23 protein-coding genes are annotated in these 26,701 nt (G+C 61.0%); 12 read left to right on the forward strand and 11 right to left on the reverse strand.

Annotated features, from left to right (window positions below; translation table 11 throughout):
• Positions 1-2 precede the first annotated feature (2 nt).
• Together CEC48_RS17420 and CEC48_RS17425 are read right to left on the reverse strand one after the other, a co-directional pair.
• Positions 3-362 carry a PilZ domain-containing protein gene (locus tag CEC48_RS17420; protein WP_088424882.1) on the reverse strand — a complete coding sequence of 120 codons (360 nt, stop codon included), beginning with the start codon at positions 360-362 and terminating at the stop codon, positions 3-5.
• 226 nt (positions 363-588) lie between these two features.
• Entirely contained in the window at positions 589-963 is a 375-nt protein-coding gene (locus CEC48_RS17425) for a tol-pal system YbgF family protein (RefSeq protein ID WP_088424860.1), read from the reverse strand.
• Between the two features lie 175 nt (positions 964-1,138).
• Here CEC48_RS17425 and pyk point away from each other — a divergent pair, with 175 nt between their 5' ends.
• The gene (pyk, locus tag CEC48_RS17430; RefSeq protein WP_088424861.1) at positions 1,139-2,590 is read left to right on the forward strand and encodes a pyruvate kinase; all 1,452 of its coding nucleotides are present in this window, start codon (positions 1,139-1,141) and stop codon (positions 2,588-2,590) included.
• Positions 2,591-2,785: 195 nt separating this feature from the next.
• Here the strand turns inward: pyk and CEC48_RS17435 are convergent, their stop codons facing one another.
• Positions 2,786-3,535 (reverse strand): enoyl-CoA hydratase-related protein, encoded by a 750-nt coding sequence (locus CEC48_RS17435; protein ID WP_088424862.1) that lies wholly within the window; start codon positions 3,533-3,535, stop codon positions 2,786-2,788.
• A gap of 30 nt (positions 3,536-3,565) precedes the next feature.
• Entirely contained in the window at positions 3,566-4,498 is a 933-nt protein-coding gene (locus tag CEC48_RS17440) for an iron-sulfur-binding ferredoxin reductase (protein WP_088424863.1), read from the reverse strand.
• Positions 4,499-4,797: 299 nt separating this feature from the next.
• Here CEC48_RS17440 and CEC48_RS17445 point away from each other — a divergent pair, with 299 nt between their 5' ends.
• From CEC48_RS17445 to CEC48_RS17465, 4 genes are all read left to right on the forward strand, one after another.
• Positions 4,798-6,321, forward strand: a complete 1,524-nt coding sequence (locus CEC48_RS17445; protein ID WP_088424864.1) for a fumarate hydratase — start codon at positions 4,798-4,800, stop codon at positions 6,319-6,321.
• Between the two features lie 217 nt (positions 6,322-6,538).
• Positions 6,539-8,305 carry an ATP-binding protein gene (locus CEC48_RS17455; RefSeq protein ID WP_088424866.1) on the forward strand — a complete coding sequence of 589 codons (1,767 nt, stop codon included), beginning with the start codon at positions 6,539-6,541 and terminating at the stop codon, positions 8,303-8,305.
• Positions 8,299-9,624, forward strand: a complete 1,326-nt coding sequence (locus tag CEC48_RS17460; protein WP_088424867.1) for a sigma-54 dependent transcriptional regulator — start codon at positions 8,299-8,301, stop codon at positions 9,622-9,624. Before CEC48_RS17455 ends, CEC48_RS17460 begins: the two co-directional genes overlap by 7 nt.
• Positions 9,625-9,913: 289 nt before the next feature.
• Positions 9,914-11,233, forward strand: coding sequence for an MFS transporter (locus CEC48_RS17465; RefSeq protein WP_088424868.1), 1,320 nt, complete (start codon positions 9,914-9,916; stop codon positions 11,231-11,233).
• Positions 11,234-11,295: 62 nt separating this feature from the next.
• On the opposite strand, the gene CEC48_RS17470 is transcribed toward CEC48_RS17465, so the two are convergent.
• Positions 11,296-12,051 carry a hypothetical protein gene (locus tag CEC48_RS17470; RefSeq protein ID WP_088424869.1) on the reverse strand — a complete coding sequence of 252 codons (756 nt, stop codon included), beginning with the start codon at positions 12,049-12,051 and terminating at the stop codon, positions 11,296-11,298.
• Between the two features lie 196 nt (positions 12,052-12,247).
• Between CEC48_RS17470 and CEC48_RS17475 the strand changes: the two genes are divergently transcribed.
• Entirely contained in the window at positions 12,248-12,880 is a 633-nt protein-coding gene (locus CEC48_RS17475) for a flavin reductase family protein (RefSeq protein ID WP_088424870.1), read from the forward strand.
• Positions 12,881-13,004: 124 nt separating this feature from the next.
• Here CEC48_RS17475 and CEC48_RS17480 read toward each other — a convergent pair whose 3' ends face one another.
• Both CEC48_RS17480 and CEC48_RS17485 read right to left on the reverse strand, forming a co-directional pair.
• On the reverse strand, positions 13,005-13,253 hold the full coding sequence (locus tag CEC48_RS17480) for a hypothetical protein (RefSeq protein ID WP_088424871.1): 249 nt from the start codon (positions 13,251-13,253) through the stop codon (positions 13,005-13,007).
• A gap of 43 nt (positions 13,254-13,296) precedes the next feature.
• Positions 13,297-13,638 (reverse strand): antibiotic biosynthesis monooxygenase family protein, encoded by a 342-nt coding sequence (locus CEC48_RS17485; RefSeq protein WP_088424872.1) that lies wholly within the window; start codon positions 13,636-13,638, stop codon positions 13,297-13,299.
• A 326-nt stretch (positions 13,639-13,964) separates the two neighbouring features.
• On the opposite strand from CEC48_RS17485, the gene CEC48_RS17490 reads away from it, so the two are divergent.
• The gene (locus CEC48_RS17490; protein WP_088424873.1) at positions 13,965-14,894 is read left to right on the forward strand and encodes an AraC family transcriptional regulator; all 930 of its coding nucleotides are present in this window, start codon (positions 13,965-13,967) and stop codon (positions 14,892-14,894) included.
• A gap of 146 nt (positions 14,895-15,040) precedes the next feature.
• Here the strand turns inward: CEC48_RS17490 and CEC48_RS17495 are convergent, their stop codons facing one another.
• The 4 genes from CEC48_RS17495 to edd form a co-directional block, all read right to left on the reverse strand.
• Positions 15,041-16,510 carry an ATP-binding protein gene (locus CEC48_RS17495; protein ID WP_088424874.1) on the reverse strand — a complete coding sequence of 490 codons (1,470 nt, stop codon included), beginning with the start codon at positions 16,508-16,510 and terminating at the stop codon, positions 15,041-15,043.
• Positions 16,500-17,231: a response regulator gene (locus CEC48_RS17500; protein ID WP_010169994.1), complete on the reverse strand. Its 732-nt coding sequence runs from the start codon at positions 17,229-17,231 to the stop codon at positions 16,500-16,502. The genes CEC48_RS17495 and CEC48_RS17500 overlap by 11 nt, the downstream gene beginning before the upstream one ends.
• 154 nt (positions 17,232-17,385) lie before the next feature.
• Positions 17,386-18,342, reverse strand: coding sequence for a glucokinase (locus CEC48_RS17505; protein WP_088424875.1), 957 nt, complete (start codon positions 18,340-18,342; stop codon positions 17,386-17,388).
• On the reverse strand, positions 18,339-20,165 hold the full coding sequence (gene edd / locus CEC48_RS17510) for a phosphogluconate dehydratase (protein WP_088424876.1): 1,827 nt from the start codon (positions 20,163-20,165) through the stop codon (positions 18,339-18,341). Before edd ends, CEC48_RS17505 begins: the two co-directional genes overlap by 4 nt.
• Before the next feature lie 221 nt (positions 20,166-20,386).
• On the opposite strand from edd, the gene gap reads away from it, so the two are divergent.
• The 5 genes from gap to CEC48_RS17535 all read left to right on the forward strand — a co-directional run bounded on the left by gap (position 20,387) and on the right by CEC48_RS17535 (position 26,551).
• Complete coding sequence (gene gap, locus CEC48_RS17515; RefSeq protein WP_003214117.1) at positions 20,387-21,388, forward strand: type I glyceraldehyde-3-phosphate dehydrogenase; 1,002 nt, start codon at positions 20,387-20,389, stop codon at positions 21,386-21,388.
• A 177-nt stretch (positions 21,389-21,565) separates the two neighbouring features.
• The gene (locus CEC48_RS17520) at positions 21,566-22,084 is read left to right on the forward strand and encodes an RNA polymerase sigma factor (protein WP_003214115.1); all 519 of its coding nucleotides are present in this window, start codon (positions 21,566-21,568) and stop codon (positions 22,082-22,084) included.
• Positions 22,085-22,145: 61 nt separating this feature from the next.
• Positions 22,146-23,114, forward strand: a complete 969-nt coding sequence (locus CEC48_RS17525; RefSeq protein WP_088424877.1) for a FecR domain-containing protein — start codon at positions 22,146-22,148, stop codon at positions 23,112-23,114.
• A gap of 118 nt (positions 23,115-23,232) precedes the next feature.
• Positions 23,233-25,812: a TonB-dependent receptor gene (locus tag CEC48_RS17530; protein WP_088424878.1), complete on the forward strand. Its 2,580-nt coding sequence runs from the start codon at positions 23,233-23,235 to the stop codon at positions 25,810-25,812.
• A gap of 130 nt (positions 25,813-25,942) precedes the next feature.
• The gene (locus tag CEC48_RS17535; protein ID WP_088424879.1) at positions 25,943-26,551 is read left to right on the forward strand and encodes a biliverdin-producing heme oxygenase; all 609 of its coding nucleotides are present in this window, start codon (positions 25,943-25,945) and stop codon (positions 26,549-26,551) included.
• Positions 26,552-26,701: the final 150 nt, after the last annotated feature.

Here is a 26,701-nt window from a genome sequence, read left to right on the forward strand (position 1 = left end):
GCCTAGGCAGAGGCTTGCAAAGGATCAAAGCTGAAGTAATTCAACAGGGCGCTGATCACTTCCCCATATTCGGCAGGCGCATGGGACACGCTGAACCCGGAATCGTAATGCTGCGGGTTTATATCCTCATGGCACCACAGGCAAGTAGCCGTGAGGTCGACAGCATGTACCTCGCCCTCGGGCCCCGGGATCTTCAAGCGCAGCTCGAACTCCACGTCGACCATCATGGGCAATTGGCTGATCAACATCAGCCCTTGCTCGGAAACATTGCCCAAATAGCCGATGGGCTTGTCCGTACAGCGATTGAACACTTGAAGGAAGCAAGGTAATTGATGCCGCTCGATCCGTCGGTGAGTAAACATGATGAGGTCGCCATCCAATGGCCATGATCGTGGCCGCTCCAGTGATTCGGAACGAACCGCAATGGCTCGCTCTCCCCCGGATATCGGTGCGACAACGGCAGGCGCCTTGTCACTTACAGCTGCCAAATCCGGGCATTCAATCCGTTTGAATAGAAACCTATACAAACCGACATTTAAAGATTAGCCCAAGACTGGCAACGAGCCAGCTATAGCATCACAAATGTCATCACAATGACGCAGGCCGCGGCTGGGCAACGCTCGCGCCGGGGTAATGCCCCAGTTGTTGCAGGGTATCCAGGCGGGCACGAGCGCGGAATGCGTACTCGCTCGCCGGGTATTGGCTGATGATGAATTGATAGGTTTGCACCGCATCAACAAACAGTTTCTCGCGCTCCAGGCATTGCCCGCGCAACATCGAGACTTCCGGTTGCACGTAGCGCCGGGAACGACTTTCACGGTCGACCTGGGACAGCTCAAGGGTGACCCGCTGGCAATCGCCTACACCGTAGGCGCGGTACGCATTGTTCAAATGATGGTCCATCGACCAACGGGTACAGCCGACAACACTGACGGCCAGGGCAGCAATGATCACGATTCGCATGGGGGTTCTCCTGTCTTGTGCAGTGTATCGACCCTTCATCGAAAATCTTCAAGGTTGTTCATCTGTTCATGCAGAGTGAAAACAAGCGAATCATCGATAAGTAGTGCAAACGAACAATGACTACAACCAAAGAGCATAGTAGCCTTCCTCAGCGCTTGAACTCAGGAGTCTGTGCATGTCCGTCCGTCGTACCAAAATCGTCGCCACCCTTGGCCCGGCCAGTAACTCGCCGGAAGTCCTCGAACAGCTGATTCTGGCTGGCCTGGACGTTGCCCGTCTGAACTTCTCCCACGGCACCCCGGACGAGCACAAGGCTCGCGCCAAGCTGGTGCGTGACCTGGCTGCCAAGCATGGCCGCTTCGTTGCATTGCTGGGTGACCTGCAAGGCCCGAAAATCCGTATCGCCAAATTCACCAACAAGCGGATCGAGCTGAAGATCGGTGACAAGTTCACCTTCTCCACCAGCCATCCCCTGACCGACGGCAACCAGCAAGTCGTGGGTATCGACTACCCGGACCTGGTGAAAGACTGCGGCGTCGGCGACGAACTGCTGCTGGACGACGGTCGCGTGGTCATGCGCGTCGACACCGCGACGCCAACTGAACTGAACTGCACCGTGATCATCGGCGGCCCGCTGTCCGACCACAAAGGCATCAACCGTCGCGGCGGTGGCCTTACCGCTCCAGCCCTGACTGAAAAAGACAAGGCCGACATCAAGCTCGCCGCCGAAATGGAAGTGGACTACCTCGCGGTATCCTTCCCGCGCGACGCTGCCGACATGGAATACGCCCGTAAACTGCGCGACGAAGCCGGCGGTACTGCCTGGCTGGTGGCGAAGATCGAGCGCGCCGAAGCCGTGGCCGATGACGAAACCCTCGACGGCCTGATCAAGGCGTCCGACGCCGTGATGGTTGCCCGTGGCGACCTCGGTGTGGAAATCGGCGACGCCGAGCTGATCGGTATCCAGAAGAAAATCATCCTGCACGCACGTCGCCACAATAAAGCGGTAATCGTTGCGACCCAGATGATGGAGTCGATGATCCAGAACCCGATGCCGACCCGTGCCGAAGTGTCCGACGTGGCCAACGCCGTGCTCGACTACACCGACGCCGTGATGCTCTCGGCTGAAAGTGCGGCAGGCCCGTACCCGCTGGAAGCCGTACAGGCCATGGCGCGCATCTGCGTCGGCGCTGAAAAGCACCCGACCAGCAAGACCTCCAGCCACCGTATCGGCAAGGTCTTCGAAAGCTGCGACCAGAGCATCGCCCTGGCCGCCATGTACACCGCCAACCACTTCCCGGGCGTGAAAGCGATCATCGCCTTGACCGAAAGTGGCTACACGCCGTTGATCATGTCGCGCATCCGGTCCTCGATCCCGATCTACGCGTTCTCCCCGCACCGCGAAACCCAGGCCCGCGCGGCCATGTTCCGTGGCGTCTACACCGTACCGTTCGACCCGGCATCGCTGCCGCCTGAGCAAGTCAGCCAGGCCGCGATCGACGAGTTGCTCAAGCGCGGCGTTGTGGAGAAAGGCGACTGGGTCATCCTGACCAAGGGCGACAGCTACCACACCATCGGCGGCACCAACGGCATGAAGATCCTGCACGTTGGCGACCCAATGGTCTGAGTGACACGCTGAAAAACAAAAGCCCCGCCATGTGAATGGCGGGGCTTTTTGCATTTCAGATTGGCTTTTGTGTTGGCTTCACTGGCCTCTTCGCGAGCAAGCCCGCTCCCACATTTGACCGCGTACATCCTGAAGAAATAAGGTCAAATTGGGATCGCGCTTGCTCGCGAAGACATCCGACCAGTCAACGCTCATTCATCGCCGAGTGATAAAAGCTGACAACGCCGCAATCGCCTCCGGCGACTTCAACCGCTGGGTAAACAACGCGCCCTCCTCCTCGATCACCTTGCGCAACTGCTCGCGGTCGACACTTTTCATCAGATGCTTGCTGATCTGCACCGCGCCAGGCGCCAGGGTTTCAAACCGGCCGGCCACTTCCCGCGCCTTGGCCAAGGCTGATTCCCCGCTACCCAATGCCTCCGTTGCAATGCCCCAAGCGGCAGCCTGCTCGCCGGTAAAACCTTCACCCAGCAGCAACAACTCTGCGGCCTTGGCATGCCCCAGCAAACGCGGCAGGATCAAACTGGAACCAAACTCCGGACACAGCCCCAGGTTGACGAACGGCATGCGCAACCGCGCATCCCGGCTGACGTACACCAGGTCACAATGCAGCAGCAGCGTCGTGCCAATCCCCACCGCCACGCCTGCCACTGCTGCAATCACCGGCTTGCGGCAATTGAGCAAGCTGCGCATGAAGTGGAACACCGGGGTGTCGAGATCAGCCGGGGGTTGCTCAAGAAAGTCGCCAATGTCATTCCCGGCGGTGAAACACTCGCTGCTGCCCTGGATCAACACGGCATTGACGCTGGTGTCGGCATCCGCCTGCTCCAGCGCCTCGGCCAGTTGGCTGTACATGGCGCGGGTCAGGGCGTTTTTCTTGTCCGGACGATTGAGCTGCAGGATCAGCAACCCGCGTTCGCGTTGCTGCAGGATGGCATGGGTCATGGCAAATCTCGCGGCTGGAAAATTCAGCGCTCAACCACGGGGCAGGAACACATCGGCCAGCAGTTGATTGCGCGGCAGTCCGGCCAGGAACAGGCGCTTGGAGAAGGCCTCGACGCTGGCAGGGTGCCCGCAGAGTAAGGCCAGAGTTTGCCGGGAAACAAGCCGCAGTTGCGCCAAAGCTTCGGTCGACCCGGCCGCCGTCCATAGCTCGACAGTCACGTTCGGATGCGCCGCAGCCAGCTGCGCCAGCGGCTCGGCCAGGTAATGACCGCCTGCATCATGGGCCAGGTGAATGACCCGGATAGCGCCCTGGTGATCCTGGCGCAACGCCTCGCGCAATACGCCCCATAACGGGCCAAGTCCGGTGCCCGAGGCCAGTAGCCACAGAGGCCGGGATTGCCAGTCGGGGTCGTACTGCAGCGCCCCACCCCGCAACTCGCCCAGGCGCAGGCTATCACCGACCTTGAACTGGCGGGCGGCATCGCTGAATTCGCCGGGCAGGCGGCAATCGATGTGAAATTCAAGAAACTGATCTTCCTGGGGCAGGCTAGCCAATGAGTAAGGCCGTGCAACGCTGCCCGCCCACAGCACCAGATGCTGCCCCGCCCGGTAGCGCAAGCCGCGTTCGGGTTGCAGACGCAGGCGCAGTACGCTCGGGTTCAACCAGTCGACACTCAGCACCGTCGCCGGCAACCCGTCGCGCAGCGGGTCGAAGGCTTCGACACGCAAGTCACCCGTGACCTGGCACTGGCAGGCCAGGCGCCAGCCGTCCTGGCGTTGGGCCGGGCTCAGGGCATCCGGTTGATTGTCCTGAATATCACCCTGGCAACGCACCAAACAGGCATGGCAACTGCCGGCGCGGCAGCTGTAAGGCACGGCCACGCCCGCCTGGTTCAGGGCATCCAGCAGGTTGCTGCCGGCGGCTACCGACCAGTGGCGTTCGCCGACGTGAAGTTCAGGCATAAAACTCTTCAACTGTAGGAGCGAGCTTGCTCGCGAAGGTCGCTAACGATAACGCGGGGTGCCTGACGAAGCCCATCAGATTCATGTTTTTCGCGAGCAAGCTCGTTCCTACAGTGAATCGGGCCCTGCATTCATGACCATAGTCGGGTGTATCGGCCACCGTGGCGGGTTATACTGCCGCGCCTTTTTAGCGTCGCGCCAGCACCATACGGCGTGCCTTGGAAAGGTGCCTTCAGCCGACCGATTCACCTTACTGAAGGCACCTTTATTGAATGTTCCCTTATAGAGGAGCGCGACTCATGACCGTGATCAAGCAAGACGACCTGATTCAGAGCGTTGCCGACGCCCTGCAATTCATTTCCTATTACCACCCCGTTGACTTCATCCAGGCGATGCACGAAGCCTACCTGCGCGAAGAATCGCCAGCGGCCCGTGACTCCATGGCACAGATCCTGATCAACTCGCGCATGTGTGCCACCGGCCACCGCCCGATTTGCCAGGACACCGGGATTGTCACCGTGTTTGTACGTGTGGGCATGGACGTGCGCTGGGATGGCGCCACCATGAGCCTGGACGACATGATCAACCAGGGCGTGCGCCAGGCCTACAACCTGCCGGAAAACGTCCTTCGCGCTTCGATCCTCGCCGACCCGGCCGGTGCGCGTAAAAACACCAAGGACAACACCCCGGCCGTGATCCACTACTCCATCGTCCCGGGTAACACCGTGGAAGTGGACGTGGCCGCCAAAGGCGGTGGTTCCGAGAACAAGTCGAAAATGGCCATGCTCAACCCCTCCGACTCGATCGTCGACTGGGTGCTGAAAACCGTTCCGACCATGGGCGCTGGCTGGTGCCCGCCGGGCATGCTCGGCATCGGCATCGGCGGCACCGCCGAGAAGGCCGCAGTGATGGCCAAGGAAGTGTTGATGGAATCCATCGACATCCACGAGCTGAAAAAGCGCGGCCCGTCCAACCGTATCGAAGAGATGCGCCTGGAGCTGTTCGAGAAGGTCAACCAACTGGGCATCGGCGCCCAGGGCCTGGGTGGCCTGACCACCGTGCTCGACGTGAAAATCATGGACTACCCGACCCACGCAGCCTCGCTGCCGGTGTGCATGATCCCCAACTGCGCCGCCACCCGTCACGCGCACTTCGTGCTCGACGGTTCGGGCCCGGCGTCGCTGGAAGCGCCACCGCTGGACGCCTACCCGCAAATCGTCTGGGAAGCCGGCCCGTCGGCCCGTCGCGTCAACCTCGACACCCTCACCCCGGAAGACGTGCAGAGCTGGAAGCCGGGCGAAACCGTGTTGCTCAACGGCAAGATGCTCACCGGTCGCGACGCAGCGCACAAGCGCATGGTCGAGATGCTGAACAAGGGCGAAACCCTGCCGGTAGACCTCAAGGGTCGCTTCATCTACTACGTGGGCCCGGTTGATCCGGTGCGCGAAGAAGTGGTTGGGCCTGCCGGTCCAACCACTGCTACGCGGATGGACAAGTTCACCCGCCAGATCCTTGAGCAAACCGGCCTGTTGGGCATGATCGGCAAATCCGAGCGCGGCCCGACCGCGATCGAGGCGATCAAGGACCATAAGGCGGTTTACCTGATGGCAGTGGGCGGCGCGGCTTACCTGGTGGCCCAGGCCATCAAGAAATCCCGCGTAGTGGCGTTCGCCGAGCTGGGCATGGAAGCGATCTACGAGTTCGACGTGAAAGACATGCCGGTCACCGTTGCGGTGGATAGCAAGGGCGAGTCGGTACACATCACCGGTCCTGCCATCTGGCAGAAAAAGATCAGTGAAAGCCTGGCGGTAGAAGTGCAGTAAGCATTTCCCCTGCAAGGACAAAAGGCGACCTTCAAGGTCGCCTTTTTTGTGCCATGCACATCTCTATGTGGCAAGGGAGCTTGCTCCCGCTGGGGCGCGCAGCGGCCCCCAAAAAAGTGGGAGCGCTACGCACTCCAGCGGGAGCAAGCTCCCTCGCCACAACAGCCATGCGCTGCATGCTATGGTGCTCGCCCCTAATTGCACTGTTCATCTTCGTATGATCGCGATTCCCCGCCCGTTGCGTTTGACCTTCTACTCCCTGCTGATTATCGCCGGCGCGATGCTGGCTGCCGCTCTGGCCACCCGCCACGCCGAGCGCCAGGCCCTGGTGGATGACGCCGCTCGCGCCAATCAACAGCTCACGCTCTATGGCAACTCCCTGCACACCCTGATCGAACGTTACCGTGCCCTGCCCGCCGTGCTGGCCCTGGACTCGGAAATGATCAGTGCCTTGAAGGCCCCGCTGGACACTGCTACCCAGGATTTGCTCAACCGCAAACTGGAGCGCATCAACGGTGCCGCACAATCCTCCACACTGGAATTGATGGACCGCAACGGCCTGGCCGTGGCCGCCAGCAACTGGAACCTGCCCAGCAGTTATGTCGGGCACAACTACGCGTTTCGCCCCTACTTCAGCCAGACCCTGAGCCAGGGCACCGGGCGTTTTTATGCGGTGGGCGTGACCACCGGGATTCCGGGGTATTTCCTCTCCAGCGCGGTGGTGGGCGAGAACGAACAGTTCCTCGGTGCCATGGTGGTCAAGCTGGAATTCCCGGAGCTGGAGCGCGAGTGGGCGCAAGGCAATGACCTGCTGCTGGTCAGCGATGCGCGGGGCATTGTGTTTATCGCCAACCAGCCGGGCTGGCGCTATCGCGCGCTGCGCCCGTTGTCAGACAGCGACCACGCCGAACTCAAGGCCACCCGCCAATACGACAAGAAACAATTGCTGCCGCTGGACGCCCAAGCCCTGCAACGCTTTGACGAAAACAGCCACCTGATGCGCGTCGACGGCCCCGACGGCAAGGCCAATTACATTTGGGAATCCCTGCCGCTGAAGGCCGAAGGCTGGACCTTGCACCTGTTGCGCAAGCCACAGATTGCCGCCGAGGACCAACGCAACGCCGGCCTCGCCGCCGCCGGTTCATGGCTGGCGCTGGTGTTCCTGGTGCTGTTCCTGACCCAGCGCTGGCGCCTGGCCCGCTTGCGCCAGCGCAGCCGTGAAGAACTCGAACAACTGGTGGAAGAACGCACCCTCGCCCTGCGCACCGCCCAGGATGGTTTGGTGCAGTCCGCCAAGCTCGCGGCGTTGGGGCAGATGTCCGCCGCCCTGGCCCACGAGATCAACCAGCCGCTCACCGCCCAGCGCATGCAGCTGGCAACGCTACGGCTGCTGCTGGATCACGGCCGGGTAGACGACGCCTACCAGGCCCTGACCCCACTCGACGACATGCTCACGCGCATGGCCGCCCTCACCGGCCACCTCAAGACCTTCGCCCGCAAAAGCCCCAGCGGCCTGCGCGAACGCCTCGACCTGGCGACGGTGGTGGACCAGTCCCTGCACCTGCTGGACGCACGCCTGCGGGACGAAGCCATCGGCACCGTCCTCGATTTGACCCGCCCGGCCTGGGTGCGCGGCGACGCAATCCGCCTGGAACAGGTGATGATCAACCTGCTGCGTAACGCCCTCGACGCCATGGCCGACAAGCCACGCAAACGCCTGGAGATCCGCCTGCACGCCGATCAACAACTGTGGTGCCTGACCGTCAGCGACAGCGGCGGCGGGATTGCCGAAGAAAACCTCAACAGTGTGTTCGACCCGTTCTTCACCACCAAACCAGTGGGTGACGGGCTCGGCCTGGGGCTGGCCGTGTCGTACGCTATCGTCCACGAACTCGGCGGCCGCCTGAGCGCCGGCAATCAAGGTGACGGTGCGATCTTTACCCTGACCTTGCCCATCGCCCTGGAGACGCCAAACCTATGTTGAACGCGGTGATTGTGGTCGATGACGAAGCCAGCATTCGCACGGCCGTCGAGCAATGGCTGAGCCTGTCGGGGTTTGAGGTGCAGTTGTTCAGCCGCGCCGAGGAATGCCTGGCGCAATTGCCCAGGGACTTTCCCGGGGTGATCCTGAGTGACGTGCGCATGCCCGGCCTCAGCGGCCTGGAGTTGCTCGCCGAAGTGCAGCGGCGCGACGCCGACCTGCCGGTGATTTTGCTCACCGGCCACGGCGATGTGCCGATGGCCGTCGAGGCGATGCGCGACGGTGCCTACGACTTCCTCGAAAAACCCTTCAGCCCCGAAGCCCTGCTCAGCAGCCTGCGCCGGGCGCTGGACAAGCGCGGGCTGGTGCTGGAAAACCGCCGCCTGCACCAACAGGCCGATCACCGGGCGCAGTTGGAATCAAGCCTGCTGGGGGTGTCCCGGGGTTTGCAGAACCTGCGCCGACAAGTGCTGGATTTGGCAGGCCTGCCGGTCAATGTGCTGATTCGCGGCGAAACCGGCAGCGGCAAGGAACTGGTCGCCCGTTGCCTGCATGATTTTGGCCCGAGGGCGAAGAAGCCGTTTGTGGCGCTGAACTGTGCGGCGATTCCCGAGCAGTTGTTTGAAGCCGAGTTGTTCGGTCATGAAAGTGGCGCGTTTACCGGCGCCCAGGGCAAGCGCATCGGCAAGCTGGAATACGCCGACGGCGGCACGTTGTTTCTCGATGAAATTGAAAGCATGCCGCTGGCCCAGCAGGTGAAGTTGCTGCGGGTATTGCAGGAGCAGAAACTGGAACGACTGGGCTCCAATCAAAGCATCAAGGTGGACTTGCGGATCATCGCCGCCACCAAGCCGGACCTGCTGGACGAAGCCCGCGCCGGGCGTTTTCGTGAAGATTTGGCCTATCGCCTGACCGTCGCGCAACTACGCCTGCCACCGCTGCGTGAACGCCGGGAAGACATTCCGCTGCTGTTCGAACACTTTGCGCAAAGCGCCGCTGAACGCTTGGGCCGCAGCTTCGCACCGTTGAGCGGGCCCGCGCTGGGGCGCCTGCTCAGCCATGACTGGCCGGGCAACGTGCGGGAACTGGCCAACGTCGCCGAACGCCAGGTACTGGGGCTGGGTGAACCGGAGCCGGAAGGCATCGAAGCCGGGCAATCGTTGGCGGCGCAGCAGGAAGCGTTTGAAGCCCATTGCCTGAAAGCCGCGCTGACCCGGCACAAAGGCGATATCAAGGCGGTGCTGGCCGAGCTGCAACTGCCCCGGCGCACCTTCAATGAAAAAATGCAGCGCCATGGCCTGGCGCGGGACACGTTCATCTAACGCGATCATTCCCACGCTCTGCGTGGGAATGCAGCTTTGGACGCTCCGCGTCCGCCCTTAAAATCGTGACGCGGAGCATCACAGGATGCGCTCCCACGCAGAGCGTGGGAGCGATCGTCGTAGGCGGATTTCCGCTCATCACCCTCCAGTCATCAGCGACTTTCCGCTCAATAAAATCCTGCAACCCTTCTAGACCGGGCCTTCATCTGTTTGGCACAGCTCCTGCTATAGCCCAACCAGGCTGCGCTTGCGCGCGCTCCACAAAAACAATTAGATGAAGGATCCTTAAATGGATAACTCCAACTCCCTGCCTCTGGGGTCGGCGGCTGCGCCGGCAAAAGAACGCACCACTTCCAGCCGTATCAAGTCGATCTTCAGCGGATCGGTCGGCAACATGGTCGAGTGGTACGACTGGTACGTCTACGCTGCTTTCTCGCTGTACTTCGCCAAGGCCTTTTTCCCGAAAGGCGACACCACCGCCCAACTGCTCAACACCGCCGCGATCTTCGCCGTGGGCTTCCTGATGCGCCCGATCGGCGGCTGGCTGATGGGCCTGTACGCCGACCGTAAAGGCCGCAAGGCGGCGCTGATGGCCTCGGTACTGCTGATGTGCTTCGGCTCGCTGATCATCGCCCTGACCCCAGGTTATGAAACCATCGGTGTCGGCGCGCCGATCCTGCTGGTGTTCGCCCGTCTGCTGCAAGGCTTGTCGGTGGGTGGCGAATACGGCACCTCGGCCACTTACCTGAGTGAAATGGCGACCAAGGAACGTCGCGGGTTCTTCTCCAGCTTCCAGTACGTGACCCTGATCTCCGGCCAGCTCATCGCCCTGGGCGTGTTGATCGTGCTGCAACAGACCCTGACCACCGAGCAACTGTACGATTGGGGCTGGCGTATCCCGTTTGTCATCGGCGCACTCTGTGCCGTCGTGGCGCTTTACCTGCGTCGCGGCATGGAAGAAACCGAGTCGTTCACCAAGAAAGAAAAAGCCAAGGAAAGCGCAATGCGCACCTTGATGCGCCACCCCAAGGAACTGATGACCGTGGTCGGCCTGACCATGGGCGGCACCCTGGCGTTCTACACCTACACCACCTACATGCAGAAATACCTGGTGAACACCGTCGGCATGAGCATCTCCGACTCCACCACCATTTCGGCGGCGACGCTGTTTCTGTTCATGTGCCTGCAACCGCTCGTCGGTGGGCTGTCGGACAAGGTTGGCCGCCGGCCGATCCTGATTGCCTTCGGCATCCTCGGTACGCTGTTCACCGTGCCGATCCTCACCACCCTGCACACCATCCAAAGCTGGTGGGGCGCGTTCTTCCTGATCATGGCGGCGCTGATCATCGTCAGCGGCTACACCTCGATCAACGCGGTGGTGAAGGCCGAACTGTTCCCTACCGAAATCCGCGCGCTGGGCGTTGGCTTGCCGTACGCACTGACGGTGTCGATCTTCGGCGGTACCGCTGAATACATCGCGCTGTGGTTCAAGAGCATCGGGATGGAAACCGGCTACTACTGGTACGTAACTGCCTGTATTGCGGTGTCGCTGGCGGTCTATGTGACCATGAAGGACACCCGCAAGCATTCGCGGATTACTACCGACTAACGGTTCGGCAGGTGTGAAAAAGGGGCCATGTCATTGACTGACATGGCCCCTTTGCATTTGCCTCAAGACAACTCGGCAACCGCCTGGCGCCCGTACCGGCGCTGGGCATACGCCGCCCCGGCAATCATCACCACCAGCACCGCCGCCAACACCGCCGACGAGCCGATGGTGCCAAAGTCCAGCCCGCCCTTTTCATGGGGTTTGGTCAGGAAGTCACCCAGCGTTGCGCCGAACGGCCGGGTCAAAACAAACGCGACCCAGAACAACAGCACCGACGAAATCCGCGTGAAGTATTTAAGCAACACCACCACCGCGATACTCGCGCCGATCAGCAAGGCGCCACCGGCAAACCCCAGCCCGGAATCGTCTGCCAGGAAATCCCCCAGCGCGGTGCCCAAGGTGTTGGAAAACAGAATTGCCATCCAGTAGAACAGCTCACCGCGAAAGGTCTGGACCTTGTTCACGTTCAGCGAATCGCCGCTGATGCGCCACAGGGCAAAGATCGCCACCAGGATCGACACCAGAATCATCGAGCCCGTGGCATAGCCCAGCCCCAGCGTGCGGTCCATAAAGTCAGACATGGTGGTGCCGGCGGTGCTGGTGGACAGGATCACGATCCAGTACAGCACCGGGTTGTAGGTTTTCGACCAGAGTTGCGTCACCAGGGTGATCAGGAACACGCTGATCAGGATCATCGAGCTGATGGCATAACCGACATTCAAGGTCATCGACAGCAAGTCCCCGGCGGTTTCGCCCAGGGTCGTCGCGCAGATTTTCATGACCCAGAACGCCAGGGTGATCTGAGGAAGTTTGTTCATTGTGCAGAAGGCTCCAAAGGCTCAGTCTTTCAATCGGTCGACTTATAAGGGGGTGTCGACCTGGCACGCAGACTGAACCGGGAGCTGTGAAAAATAGGTGGGGGCTGTATGAAAATTCCATCCAGGTGATAGAAATACGCCGCGCTGGATTGCACTATGATGCCCTCCCCAGAACCGCGCAGCAGGAACCCCGGCCATGTCCGACGATATCCATTTCTACGAACCCGCCAACGGCCACGGCCTGCCCCACGACCCGTTCAATGCGATTGTCGGCCCGCGCCCGATTGGCTGGATTTCGTCCCACGACAGCCAGGGCCGCCTGAACCTCGCGCCCTACAGTTTCTTCAATGCGTTTAACTACATTCCGCCGATCATTGGGTTTTCCAGCATCGGGCGCAAAGACAGCCTGAACAACATCGAACAGACCGGCGAGTTCGTGTGGAACCTGGCCACGCGCCCGCTGGCCGAGCAGATGAACCAGAGTTGCGCGCCAGTATCGCCCGAGGTTAACGAGTTTGAATTGGCCGGTTTGACCCCGGTGGCCTCAAAGGTGATCGCCGTGCCGCGTGTGGGTGAGAGCCCGGTCTCGTTCGAATGCAAGGTGACGCAGATCATTCAGCTGCAGCGAGCCGACAAGGAACTGGTGCCAAGCTGGCTGGTGCTTGGCGAAGTTGTCGCGGTGCATATCGCCAAGTGGCTACTGAAAGACGGCGTGTACGACACCGCTGCCGCCGAGCCGATCCTGCGTGGAGGCGGCCCGGCGGATTATTTTCAGTTGGGGCCAGAGGCCTTGTTCAAGATGTACCGACCGGGCGCCGCGCAACGCTGATTGGAATGCGATAAAAATGTGGGAGCGGGCTTGCTCGCGAATGCGGTGGATCAGTCGGCATATGCATTGACTGACAAGCCCGCTCCCACACAAGCCCGCTCCCACATTTGGATCAGCGGTGTTTTTAGTTGGCGGAAGTTGCCCAAGAGAGCTGACCGTCTTCATCTACATTGACCAAGCGCTCCAGTTGCAGAGCTGCGGCATCGTCGGCGTCGGAGGCGGTCTTGAACTTCTGTCCATCGAGGATCTTGTGAAAGCGCGGTGCGCCCATGCCATCCAGCGCCTTGACGGCGATGGCGGCGCTATAGCCACCCTCATCTTCACGCACCAAGGCGGAAACGGCTTCGTGGTGGGCAAACTCTTTACGTGCCATGTTGCAGGTCCTGGCCAATGGGAAAGGCGGCCATTCTAAAGCACTAACCCGCCAGTTGCAGGTACTCGCCGTAGGCGTTGGCCGCCGAGGCGTCGGTAAAGGTCTGGAAGTCCATGCTGCGAACCACCCTGTCGTTCAACAACTCGGTGAAGACCATCAGCGCTGGCGAGTTGAAGTAGGCACTCATCGCCTGCTCGCTGCTCCAGAAGCCCGACACCAACCACACATCCGGGTCGGCCAGGGAATGCTGCAACGAGAATTGCAGGCAACCCTGAGCCTGACGGCCCGGTTCGATCAAACTGCTCAAGCGTGCACCGAGTTCGGTGCTGCACCCGGTACGGGCGCGGATAAAGGCCATATGGCTCGCGGGAATGGGGGTGGACATGTTCGACTCTCCCGTTGAGAAGTGATGCTCGGCAAGCACTGTGAGGGCGTGTTGCCACAGGATCAAAGATACTGGCGCAGGTGTGGATGCAGTTAGTCGATTCCTGCCGGCTTATTGCACAATCCTGCGAGATGCGTAGACATAACAATCAGCCTGCGGGTTTTATTCTCGGCATGACTGCCGTATTTCAGGCGGATGACAGCCCCAGGCTTGCCTGATTCACGATTTATCGCAGGATCAGGCAAGGATTGTGCAGAATCGAAGTACCACTCTTTGCAAAGCCGCCTTTAAGCTGTGCCCATCGTTAAAGCACCAGAGGAAGCCCCATGTCGTCGCCCGAACTTCGCTCCACGCCCCTCGACGCCGATATGGAAAAGCAGCGCGCAGAACTTGCCGGTATCGTGCGTCGCCACACCTGGGAAGATGGTTCCTACGGCACGGCGATCACGTCGCTGTACCTCAACCGTCATAACACCCCGCGCGATTTCATGCCGGTCCTGGTGGAACCTGCCCTGTGCATCCTCGCCCAGGGCCGCAAGGAAGTGCGCCTGGCGGATGAAGTATTCGCCTACGACCCGCTCAATTACCTGGTGTTTTCGGTAGCGATGCCGGTGGCCGGGCGCATCATCGACGCCACGCCGCAAGACCCCAACCTGTCGATTCGGGTCAACATAGACCCGGCACAAATCACCGCACTGATTGCCGAAGCCGGGCCCATGGGCGTGCCCACGCGCCCGACGTCCCGCGGGATGTATGTCGACCGCCTGGACAACCAGTTGCTCGACGCCGTGCTGCGTCTGACGCGCCTGCTGGACACGCCGAAAGACATCGCCATGCTCGCGCCGTTGATCAATCGCGAAATCCTCTATCGCCTGTTGCGTGGCCCCCAGGGTTATCGGCTGTATGAAATCGCCGTCGCCAACAGTCAGAGCCATCGGGTCAGCCAGGCGATCACCTGGCTGAACGGCAACTACGAACAGCCCCTGCGTATTGATGATTTGGCCAAGGAAGTGAACCTCAGCGTCTCGACCTTGCACCACCGCTTCAAGGCGATGACCGCCATGAGCCCGTTGCAGTATCAGAAGCAATTGCGCTTGCAGGAGGCCCGGCGACTCATGATCGCCGAGGGCCTGGAAGCCTCGGCGGCGGGTTACCGGGTGGGCTATGAAAGCGCCTCGCAGTTCAGCCGCGAATACAGCCGGCTGTTTGGTGCGCCGCCATTGCGGGATTTGGCCAGGTTGCGCCAGAGCGTCTAACCGGTCGCTCAAAGCCACGACGATCAAATGTGGGAGCGGGCTTGCTCTCGAAAGCGCAGTGTCAGTCACTGAATGCTTAACTGATACACCGCTTTCGCGAGCAAGCCCGCTCCCACACTTGATCTATTTCTCCCTGTGGATCGGCGTCAATCCAGGCTGCGGGGCAGCTGCAAGGTCACCCGCAATCCACCCTCACGCAAATTCTGCAAACTCACTTCACCGCCATGGCTGTGGGCGATGTTGCGGGCGATGCCCAGGCCCAGGCCATAACCCTGCTGCTGCCCGGCCAGGCGGAAGTGCGGTTCGAAGACTTGCTCCAGGCGCTGTTCCGGCACGCCCGGGCCTTCGTCGTCGACGTGGAGGATAAACTCCGCACCATCGTCTTCGATATGCAAATGGGCGTTCTGCCCGTACTTCAAGGCGTTGTCGATCAGGTTGCCGATGCAGCGCTTGAGCGCCAGCGGCTTGCCCGGATACGTCGTGATTGCCCGGCCATGCTGGGTCACGCGGCCATTGCCGTTGGGCGCCAGGTACGGCTCCACCAGGCAGTCGAGCACATGGTTGAGGTCGACCGGCTCGATGTTTTCGTGGATATCGGTGTCTTTGACACACTGCAGCGCACCTTTGACCAGCAACTCCAGCTCATCCAGGTCACGGCCAAATTTGGTTTGCAGGTTCTCGTCTTCCAGCAGTTCCACCCGTAACCGCAGGCGTGTGATGGGTGTGCGCAAGTCGTGGGAAATCGCGCTGAACAGCTGGCTACGTTCGGTCAGGTAACGGCTGATGCGTTCGCGCATCGCATTAAACGCTCGCCCCACTTCCACCACTTCGCTGCCGCCGCCTTCGGCCACCGGCTCCACGTCGGCGCCCAGGGACATATCCCGAGCGGCCCTTGCCAGGCGCTTGAGCGGACGGCTTTGCCAGTGCACCAGCAAGCCGATGAACAGCAGCAGGAAGCCGCTGGTGAGCACGATAAACCACACTTGCTGGTACGGCAGGCCTTGTTCTTCAAGGCTGGTGTAGGGCTCCGGCAGCAAGGAGGCGATGTACAACCATTCGCCCTGGGCCAGTTGGATCTGGGTCACCAATACCGGCGGGTTCACCGGTTCCAGGGTCAGCGCGTAATGCGCCCAGGAACGCGGCAATTCATCGAGTTTCAAGCCGGCGTTGAAGATGCGCAGGTCTTCGGCACTGACGAATTCCACCGACACATGCACATCGCTGCCCAAGGTCTGGCGCAGCACTTCTTCGACGGCGCCAAGCACCGCCTGTTTGCGCGGGGTTTGCGGCAACACGGCCATGTCCAGCGGCTTGTCGTTGAGGGTCACGACAAAACGCGTACCGCCCATGCTGCGCAATTGGTCGAGCACCAGCGGCCGAAAGGCCACCGGCAAGGAACGGAAATAACTGACGCTGGCCGTCATCGAATGCGCCAGGCTGCGGGCAGCCGTCACCAGGCCCTCGAGTTGGGTCGCGCGCAGTTGCGACACCCAGATCACGCTGGACAACGCTTGGGCAAACAGCACCGCCAACAGGGTCAGCAGTAACATCCGCCCCAGCAGCGAACGCGGTACGGGAATCCGCCGGCGCAATTCACGCAGGCGCTCAGTGGGCATTGCCGGCAACCACGCTGGCTGCCAATTGATAGCCACTGCCGCGCACGGTGCGGATCAGCCGGGGTGGTTTTTCGGTGTCGCGCAGACGTTGGCGCAAGCGGCTGACGGCCATGTCGACAATCCGGTCCAGGGGCATCAGGTCACGGCCACGGGTGGCGTTGCCGATGGTGTCGCGGTCGAGGATTTGTTGGGGATGGTCAAGGAACAGTTTCAGCAGGGCAAAGTCAGCGCCGGAGAGAATCACTTCCTCGCCGTCGACGTGGAACAGCCGGTGGCTGACCATGTCCAGGCGCCATTCGCCAAACACCAGCACCTCGCCACCGCTGCGCTCCTGACCAAACTGGGCGCGCCGCAGCAGGGCCTTGACCCGCGCCTGCAACTCACGCGGGCTGAAGGGTTTGCCGATGTAATCGTCGGCACCCAATTCGAGGCCGATCACACGGTCGGCTTCGTCGGAACTGGCGGTGAGCATGATGATCGGCACCTGCGCCTGGCGCGGGTGCTGGCGGATCCAGCGGCAGAGGCTGAAGCCGTCTTCGTCGGGCAGCATCACATCAAGGATCACCAGGTCGCAGGGCGCTTCGTTCATCGCCTGGCGGAACCCCGCGCCATCCGGCACGCCACGCACCTGAAAACCGGCGCGGCTGAGGTAGGTTTGCAGCAACTCGCGGATTTCCTGGTCGTCGTCGACCAGGAGAATGGATTTACTGATTACGCTCACGGGGTCCTCCTTGTTGTTATGGCCAAGCTTAAGTCATTTGTTGCCCTTGAGGCCGCCTTCGCGAGCAAGCCCGCTCCCACATTCGACCTCATCCATCCAGTTGGAATGGGATTGAATGTGGGAGCGGGCTTGCTCGCGAAGAGGCCATCACTGCCTACGCAAATGCCTGCTCAAGCGCCACACCAGCACCTGTCAACCCTGAATACGGTGCCGTCACCAGCCACACCGGAATGCCTTTGAAGTAGTCGCTCATGCAGCCTTTGTCGCAAAAACTCTTGGCAAAACCACTCTTGATAAAGAAATCCGCAAAACGCGGGATCACGCCGCCAACGATGTACACACCTCCACGACCGCCAGTGGTCAGCACGTTGTTACCGGCTACGCGGCCCAGCCAGATACTGAACTGGTCCAATACCTCCAGGGCAATCGGGTCGCCCGCCAGGCCAGCGGCAGTGATGGCCTCAGGGGTTTCCAGTACAGCCTCGTGACCGTCCACCGCGCAGATCGCCCGGTACAACCTCGGCAAACCGCCACCGCTCAAGGCCGTTTCAGCGCTGACATGGCCGATCTCATTGTAGATGTGCTGCCACAGCTGGGCTTCGCGCGGGCTGCTCACGGGCAGGTCGACATGGCCGCCCTCCCCCGGCAATGCCGCCCAACGGCCATGACCGAGGTCGAGCAAAGTGCCCACACCCAGGCCAGTGCCCGGGCCGATCACCACCGCAGGCCGCAACGGTTCCGGCGTGCCTTCGCACACCACGCGGAATTCGTCGGGCTTCAGGCGGGTCATGCCCAGGGCCATGGCCGAGAAATCATTCACCAGCAGCAGCTCGTCCACCTGCAAGGTTTTGCAAAAAGCAGTCTTGCTCAGGCGCCAGTGATTGTTGGTGAATTTAAATTCATCGCCACTCACGGGGCCTGCGACCGACAGGCATACCGCGCCAATCGAGCCGATGGCCAGGCCTTCTTCTTTCAGATAGACCTGGATCGCCTCTTCGGGGCTGGCATGATCCGCCGTCGCGTGGACGCGTATCGAGTGCAGCTCCTGATCCCGCCACAACGCAAAACGGGCGTTGGTACCCCCAATATCACCGACCAGCGCAAGCTTCACTTAAGTGTCTCCAGGGCAGAGGTAAAGGCGCTGGCGCCCTGCTCTGCGGAGCTTGCGGCCAAACGCATAAACGCAAACAGCTCGCGACCGGCCCCCACGTTATTGCCCAGAAGGCCCGTGGCAGGCGCGCGCGCTGCAAATTCTTCGGCGTCCACCTTAAGCTCCAAGGTGCCTTTGACGCCATCCACGCGAATGATATCGCCATCGCGCACGCGTGCCAGTGGCCCGCCGCTCTGGGCTTCAGGGTTGACATGAATCGCGGCGGGAATCTTACCCGAGGCGCCGGACATACGCCCGTCTGTTACCAGGGCAACCTTGAAGCCACGATCCTGCAGCACGCCGAGGAACGGCGTCATCTTGTGCAATTCCGGCATGCCATTGGAGCGCGGTCCCTGGAAGCGCATCACGGCGACAAAGTCTTTTTCCAGTTGGCCGGCCTTGAACGCATCGGCCAGGTCTTGTTGGTCCTGGAACACCACGGCTGGCGCTTCGACGATTTGATGTTCGAGCGCCACGGCGGAAACCTTCATCACACCACGGCCCAGGTTGCCTTCCATCACTCGTAGGCCGCCCTCGGGCGAGAACGCACGGGCCACGGGGCGCAGGATGGTTTCGTCGAGGCTTTCGATCGGGCCTTCACGCCATACCAGTTCGCCGTCCACCAGGAACGGTTCCCGGGTGTAGCGGCTCAGGCCGTGACCGGCCACGGTGTTGACGTCGTTGTGCAGCAGGCCGGCTTCCAGCAGTTCGCGGATCAGGAACGACATACCGCCCGCCGCCTGGAAGTGGTTGATGTCGGCCTTGCCGTTTGGATAAACGTGGGACAGGGTCGGCACCACCTCGGAGAGGTCAGCCATGTCATCCCAAGTCAAGATGATGCCCGCCGACATGGCGATGGCCGGCATGTGCAGGGTGTGATTGGTGGACCCGCCGGTGGCGTTGAGGGCGATGATGGAGTTGACGATGGATTTCTCGTCGACGATCTCGCCGATCGGCGTGAAGTTACCGTTGGCCTTGGTCAGGCGCGTGACCTGGTGCGCGGCTTCGCGGGTCAGTGCGTCACGCAGCGGCGTGTACGGGTTGACGAACGAAGCGCCCGGCAAGTGCAGGCCCATCACTTCCATCAGCAACTGGTTGGTGTTGGCGGTGCCGTAGAACGTGCAGGTGCCCGGGCTGTGGTAGGACTTCATCTCCGATTCCAGCAGCTCTTCGCGGGTGGCCTTGCCTTCGGCGTAGCGCTGGCGCACGTCGGCTTTCTGTTTGTTGGAGATACCCGACGGCATTGGCCCGCCCGGTACGAAGATCATCGGCAGGTGGCCGTAGCGCAGGGCGCCCATCATCAGGCCGGGGACGATCTTGTCGCAGATACCGAGCATCAGCGCGGCGTCGAACATGTTGTGGGACAGCGCTACCGCCGTCGACATCGCAATCACTTCACGGCTCAGCAGGCTGAGCTCCATGCCCGGCTCGCCCTGGGTCACGCCGTCGCACATGGCGGGGGTGCCGCCAGCGAACTGGCCAACAGAGCCGACTTCACGCAGGGCTTTTTTGATTTGCTCGGGGAAATGCTCGTACGGCTGGTGGGCCGAGAGCATGTCGTTATATGACGAAACAATTGCCACGTTGGCGGCGTTCATCATACGCAGGCTATTTTTGTCTTCAGTGCCGCAACCGGCCACGCCGTGGGCAAAGTTGGCGCATTGCAGCTTGCCGCGCATCGGGCCGTCGCTGGCAGCGCCGCGAATAAGCGCAAGGTATGCCTCACGGGTTGCACGGCTGCGGGCGATAAGCCGTTCGGTGACCTCAAGTACGCGGGGATGCATGTATAGAACTCCAGGCTAACGGATGTGGCGACCTGAGAGTCTATGCTGGTCAAAAGCCCGCCGCGAAGAGGTTGGCAGGGTGTTGCTTGACCAATCGGACCAGTTGATTCAGGTCACTCGTTGTAGATTGAACAAAATATTGCCACTAAAAAGGCTTGTTTTCTATTTTTATGCGAATAATCTTGTAATTCTTACAACAAATCGACGACAGGCACCTTCCAATGACTCTACGTATCGCTATCAATGGTTTTGGCCGTATTGGCCGAAATGTCCTGCGCGCACTGTATACCCAAGGCTACCGTCAGGATTTGCAGATCGTCGCCATCAACGATCTCGGCGACAGCTCGATCAATGCCCACCTGCTTAAATACGACACCGTCCACGGTACTTTCGACGCAGAGGTCGCTCACGATCAGGAAAGCCTGACCGTCAACGGTGACCGGATTGCCGTCAGTGCCATTCGCAACCCGGCCGACCTGCCGTGGGCTGCACACAAGGTCGACGTGGTGTTCGAATGCACCGGTTTGTTCACCGACCGTGACAAGGCCGCCGCTCATATTACCGCTGGCGCACGCAAGGTGATCATCTCGGCCCCGGCCAAAGGCGCCGATGCCACCGTGGTATATGGCGTGAACCATGACATTTTGCGTCAATCCCACCAGATCATCTCCAACGCTTCCTGCACCACCAACTGCCTGGCGCCGGTGGCCCAGGTGCTGCACCGCGAGCTGGGCATCGAAAGCGGCTTGATGACCACCATCCACGCCTACACCAACGACCAGAACCTGACCGACGTCTACCACACCGACCCGTACCGCGCGCGTTCGGCCACCCAGAACATGATCCCGAGCAAGACCGGCGCCGCCGAAGCCGTGGGCCTGGTACTGCCGGAACTGGCAGGCAAGCTGACCGGCATGGCCGTACGTGTACCGGTGATCAACGTGTCGCTGGTAGACCTCACCGTGCAGCTGAAGAAAGAAGCCAGCGCCGAACAAGTCAACGCGCTACTGAAAGAAGCCAGCCAACACTCGAAAATCCTCGGCTACAACACCCTGCCGCTGGTTTCCAGTGACTTCAACCATAACCCGCTTTCGTCGATCTTCGACGCCAATCACACCAAGGTCAGCGGCAAACTGCTGAAAGTGCTGGCCTGGTACGACAACGAGTGGGGCTTCTCGAACCGTATGCTGGATAACTGCCTGGCGCTCTGCAACGCGGAGTAATGCTCCGCCCGTAGGAGTGAGCTTGCTCGCGAAGGTCGTCAACGATAACGCGGGCGTCCTGAATCAACGCGGTGTCTCTGCGTTTTTCGCGAGCAAGCCCGCTCCCACAGTAATGCCACTTGCCATTTGTGTTGATGATAAGCATTATCATTTGCTGCAAATCGGTCTGGTATCACTGTGAGCCAATCTCGCTTCAACCAAGTCTTCCTCACCCAGCGGGTGATTCTGCTGCGCACCTTGCAGCGTATGGTGAATAACCACAGCACCGCCGAGGACCTGCTGCAGGAAACCTACCTGCGCGTTACCCGGGCCTTGAGCGAGCGGCCGATCGACCACCTCGAACCCTTCGTGTACCAGACGGCGCGCAACCTGGCGCTGGATCACCTGCGCGCCCGCAGGATTCAGGCCCGCACCCTGCAGGAAGATGTCCCGCTGGACGTCCTGCAAAGCGTCGCCTCCCCCGTCAGCACCCCGGAAGACGCGACACAGGCCGAGCAATTGCTTGAACACCTGAGTGTCAGCCTCGGCCAGTTGAGCGCCCGCCAGCAGCAGATCTTTATCCTCAGCCGCCTGCACGGTTGCAGCTATCAAGAGATCGCCGACAAGCTCGACGTGTCCCTGAGCACCGTGCAAAAGGAACTGAAATTGATCATGGCCATCTGCATAGGTGTGGCCGAAAGACTGGATCGCCCTTAAGCTTTGTCGGCACAGTCTGTAGGACTATTGATTAAAACGTGGCGAAGACCCGAGGAACACCGTGACGGATCCGAATAAACTGCACCCCCATGAGCTGGCTCATGAGGTGTTGCAAGACACGGCTATGGACCAAGCCCTCGACTGGCTGATCGCCTTGCAGTGCCCGCAACCCGGGCAGCAGGCCGAGTTTGAAGCCTGGCTCGCCAACGACCCGTTAAACGCCGAAGCCTTCATCAAAGCCCAGAACGCCTGGGGCGGCGCGCCAGTGCACAGCGCTGCCGTCGCCTTGAATGCGCCGCGCAAACCCAGCGCCTGGCGCCGTATCAAACCTCACTGGAAACCCCTGGCCACCGCCGCCGTGCTGCTGCTGGGCCTGTTCAGCTTCAGCAACCTGCCGATGCGCCTGCAGGCCGACCACCTGACCGTAGTGGGCGAACGCCAGCGCCTGCAACTGGACGATGGCTCGAAAGTGCTGCTTAACACCAATTCAGCCTTCTCCAGCAGCATCAAGGACCACCAGCGCATCGCCCGCCTGTATCAGGGCGAGGCGTTTTTTGAAGTGCTGCCCAGCCGTGGCCTGCCGCTCGAAATCGACGCAGGCCCGGTGCGCGCCAGCGTGCGCGACACCGCGTTTGCCGTGCGCTACTTGAACGGTGAAGCCCAGGTTCAGGTGCAACGCGGCGATGTCGACCTGAGCAACACCTTCGACGACGCGCGGGTACGCCTGAGCGCCGGTCAAAGTATCCGCATCGGGCCCAAGGGCTTCGGCCAACCGGCCAAGCTTGACACCACCAAGGACCTGGCCTGGGTCGATGGCCGGCTGATCTTCGAAAACTGCCCGATGAGCGAAGTGCTGGCCGAGCTGCGCCGCTACTACCCCGGCTGGATCGTCAACAACAACGACAAGCTGGCCAGCGTTGCAGTCACCGGCAACTACCGCCTCGACCAGCCGCTGGACGTAGTGCGCTCGCTGGCCCACATCACCTCGGCCAAGCTCTCGGAATACCCGGCGCTGGTGATCCTGAACTAAATGAGAATTATTTTTACTCGATAGCCAACGACGGTACGTCTCGTTATAGCCAATGCAACTGATTCCTATTTGATTCAGTGTCGCAACTATAAGATTCGTACCTTCCGGAGCGCTCTCGATGTCCTCTCGTTTCAACCGCCGGTCCTCTTCGCCCGCTCGCCGCCACGGCTTGTCCCTGCTGACGGCCGCCCTGCTGATGGCCGGTGCGCCCGTCATGGTCGCCACCGCCGCAGAGCCTGCCACCCGCAGCCAAGGCAATTACAGCTTCAGCATCGAACAGCAATCGCTGGTCTCGGCCCTGAACGCTTTCACCGCCGTGACCGGCTGGCAAATCGGCCTGCCCGCCGAGCTGGGCCAAGGCGTGTCGTCCCCTGGCGTGCGTGGCTCGTTGCCGGCGGATAAAGCCCTGGACCGGCTGTTGGTGGGGACCAACCTGGGCTATCGCAAACTGAGCAACAACAACATCGTGCTGGAAAAGCGCGCCGCCGCCGGCGCCATCACCCTGCAACAAATGACTATCAGCGCCACCCGCCAGGAACAGGCCGTGGACAGCGTACCCAGTACCGTGACGGTGCATGAGCGCGAGGAACTGGACCGCCAGAACGTCAACACCATCCGCGAATTGGTGCGTTACGAACCGGGTGTTTCGGTGGGTGGTGCCGGTACCCGCGCAGGCAATGCCGGCTACAACATTCGCGGGATCGACGGCGACCGCATCCTCACCCAGGTGGACGGCGTCGAAGTCCCGGACAACTTCTTCAACGGCCCCTACGCCAAGACCCGCCGCAACTACGTCGACCCGGAAATCGTCAAGCGCGTGGAGATCCTGCGCGGCCCGGCCTCGGCCTTGTACGGCAGCAGCGCCATCGGTGGCGCGGTGAGCTATTTCACCCTCGACCCGAACGACATCATCAAGCCCGGCCAGGATTTCGGCGCCCGCCTGAAGACCGGCTACAGCTCCGCCGACGAGAGCTGGCTGACCTCCGGCACCGTTGCAGGTCGCGTGCAGGACTTCGATGGTTTGCTGCACCTGAGCCAGCGCAACGGCCATGAAATGGAGTCCTACGACGGCAATAACGCCACCGGCCTGGCCCGTACCGGGGCTAACCCGGAAGATGCGCGTACCACCAACGTACTGGCCAAATTGGGCTGGAACTACGGCGAAGACAACCGCCTGGGCCTGACCTACGAGAAGTTCAAGGATGACCGCGATACCAACCTGAAAAACGCGGTGGGCGGCCCGTTCGTTGGAGGCAGGGGCTTTAACTACTACCGCGACCGTACGGGCAACGACACCATCACCCGCGAGCGTTTCGGCATAGAGAACACGTTCTCTCTCGACTCGCCGATTGCCGATCACATCAAGACCAGCCTCAACTACCAGATCGCCAAGACCGACCAGACCACCGCAGAAATCTACCAGCCGTCGCGCAAGGTATTGCGCACTCGCGAAACCCTGTACGAAGAGAAACAGTGGGTATTCGACGCGCAGTTGGACAAGGCTTTCAGCATCGGCGAAACCGACCACGTAGTGACCTACGGCACCACCCTCAAACAGCAGAAAGTCACCGGTTCCCGTGAAGGCGCCGCCACCTGCCTGGCCGTCGGCGGCGGTTGCACGGCCATTGGCGCACCCAGCCCGATGGCTTCCGACAGCGTAAAAAAGGCCAGCGACTTCCCGGACCCGACCATCAACTCCTACGCGCTGTTTGCCCAGGACCAGATTGCCTGGGACAAGTGGACCTTCCTGCCCAGCGTGCGTTATGACTACATCCAGCTCAAACCCAAGCTGACTGAGGAGTTCCTCAATACCGTTGACCCGACACGCATCTACGATCACAGCGACTCGGAAAAGAACTGGCACCGTGTAACGCCCAAGTTCGGCGTGACTTACGCCCTGACCGAGCAATACACCTGGTTCGGCCAATACGCCGAAGGCTACCGCACACCTTCAGCCAAGGCCTTGTATGGCCGCTTTGAAAACCTGCAGCAGGGCTACACCGTCGAACCCAACCCGGACCTCAAGCCAGAAAGCAGCCGCGGTGTCGAAACCGGGATTCGCGGCAAGTTCGACTCGGGCTCCTTTGACGTGGCGGTGTACTACAACAAGTACCGTGATTTCATTGACGAAGATGCTTCGGTTGCCGGTGGCACCGTCCAGCAGTTCGAAGCCAACAACATCAAGCACGCCACCATCAAGGGCGTGGAAGCCAAGGGCTGCTTGAACCTCGACGCGTTTGGCGCACCGCAGGGCCTGTACATCCAAGGCTCGGTTGCCTACACCTACGGGCGCAATGATGACAGCGGCGAACCGCTGAACAGCGTCAACCCGCTCAAAGGCGTGTTTGGCCTGGGTTACGACCGGCAAAACTACGGTGCCCTGGTCAGTTGGACCCTGGTCAAGAAACAGGACCGCGTAGACAGCAGCACCTTCTTCGCCCCCGACGGCGACTCCGCCAGCGGCCCGTTCAAGACCCCAGGCTTCGGCATCGTGGACCTGACCGGTTTCTACAAGGTCACCAACGACGTGACCATCAACGGCGGCCTGTACAACCTCACCGACAAGAAGTACTGGAACTGGGATGACGTGCGCAGCTACGACAGTGTTGGCGAAGCCGGCGTAACCGGCCCGGCCAACCTCGACCGCCTGACCCAGCCGGGCCGCAACTTTGCGATCAACCTGATCTGGGACATCTAATCAATGAAGCCTCGCCCCGCCGGAATTAATCTTCGCCGGGGTGAGGATTTTTTACTGTGACGCGTCTTCTGGTTCGTCTAGTTCATAACAGCCTGGCAACCAGACGCTTTCTCTTCTCAAGGACATCTTCATGACCGCATCTCCTACCGCTGAACGCCCAAGCCTGCGCTCCCAACGCCTGAACCAGATCACCAACGAGCCGCATACCAAGCTCGACGCGTTAGTGAAGGCCCATGCTCCGTTTGAAACCCAAGCCAATTTTGCCCGCTTCGTGGTCGCGCAGTACCTGTTCCAGTCGGAACTGGTGGCGTTGTACAACGATGCCGAGCTGATCAAGGTCATCCCCGACCTGGCCGAACGCTGCCGTGCCGAAGCGGCCAAGCTGGACCTGGGCGACCTGGACACCGAAGTACCGGCCCCGGTCGCCGGCGCGGTGAAAAACCCGAGCAAGGCCCAAGCGCTGGGCTGGTTGTTCGTGTCCGAAGGCTCCAAGCTCGGCGCTGCATTCCTGATCAAGCGTGCCGTGGGCCTGGGCTTGAGCGAAACCTTCGGTGCCCGTCACCTGGGCGAGCCGGCTGGTGGTCGCGCTGAAGGCTGGAAGAGTTTCACCCGCACCCTCGACGCGCTGGACTTCACTGCCGAAGAAGAAGCCGAAGTGGAAAAAGGCGCGGTTGATGCGTTCGTGCGCTTCACCGTGTTGCTGGAACAGGCGTACGCTAGCGCCCCTGAATTAGCCTGATTCTCTGGTTGGAATGAGATCAAATGTGGGAGCAACTGTCTTGATGGCCATAACCTAGGCATCGTTCTCAAAGACAGCCAAGCTCCCACAGCTCTGCGCCGTGTGACCTTTACGACATACCGCTGCCGAATCAGGCAGCGTGCGCTTTCC

Origin of the sequence: Pseudomonas sp. K2I15 (assembly GCF_002204795.1) — a bacterium.
In the GTDB taxonomy this organism is placed as follows: Bacteria; Pseudomonadota; Gammaproteobacteria; order Pseudomonadales; family Pseudomonadaceae; genus Aquipseudomonas.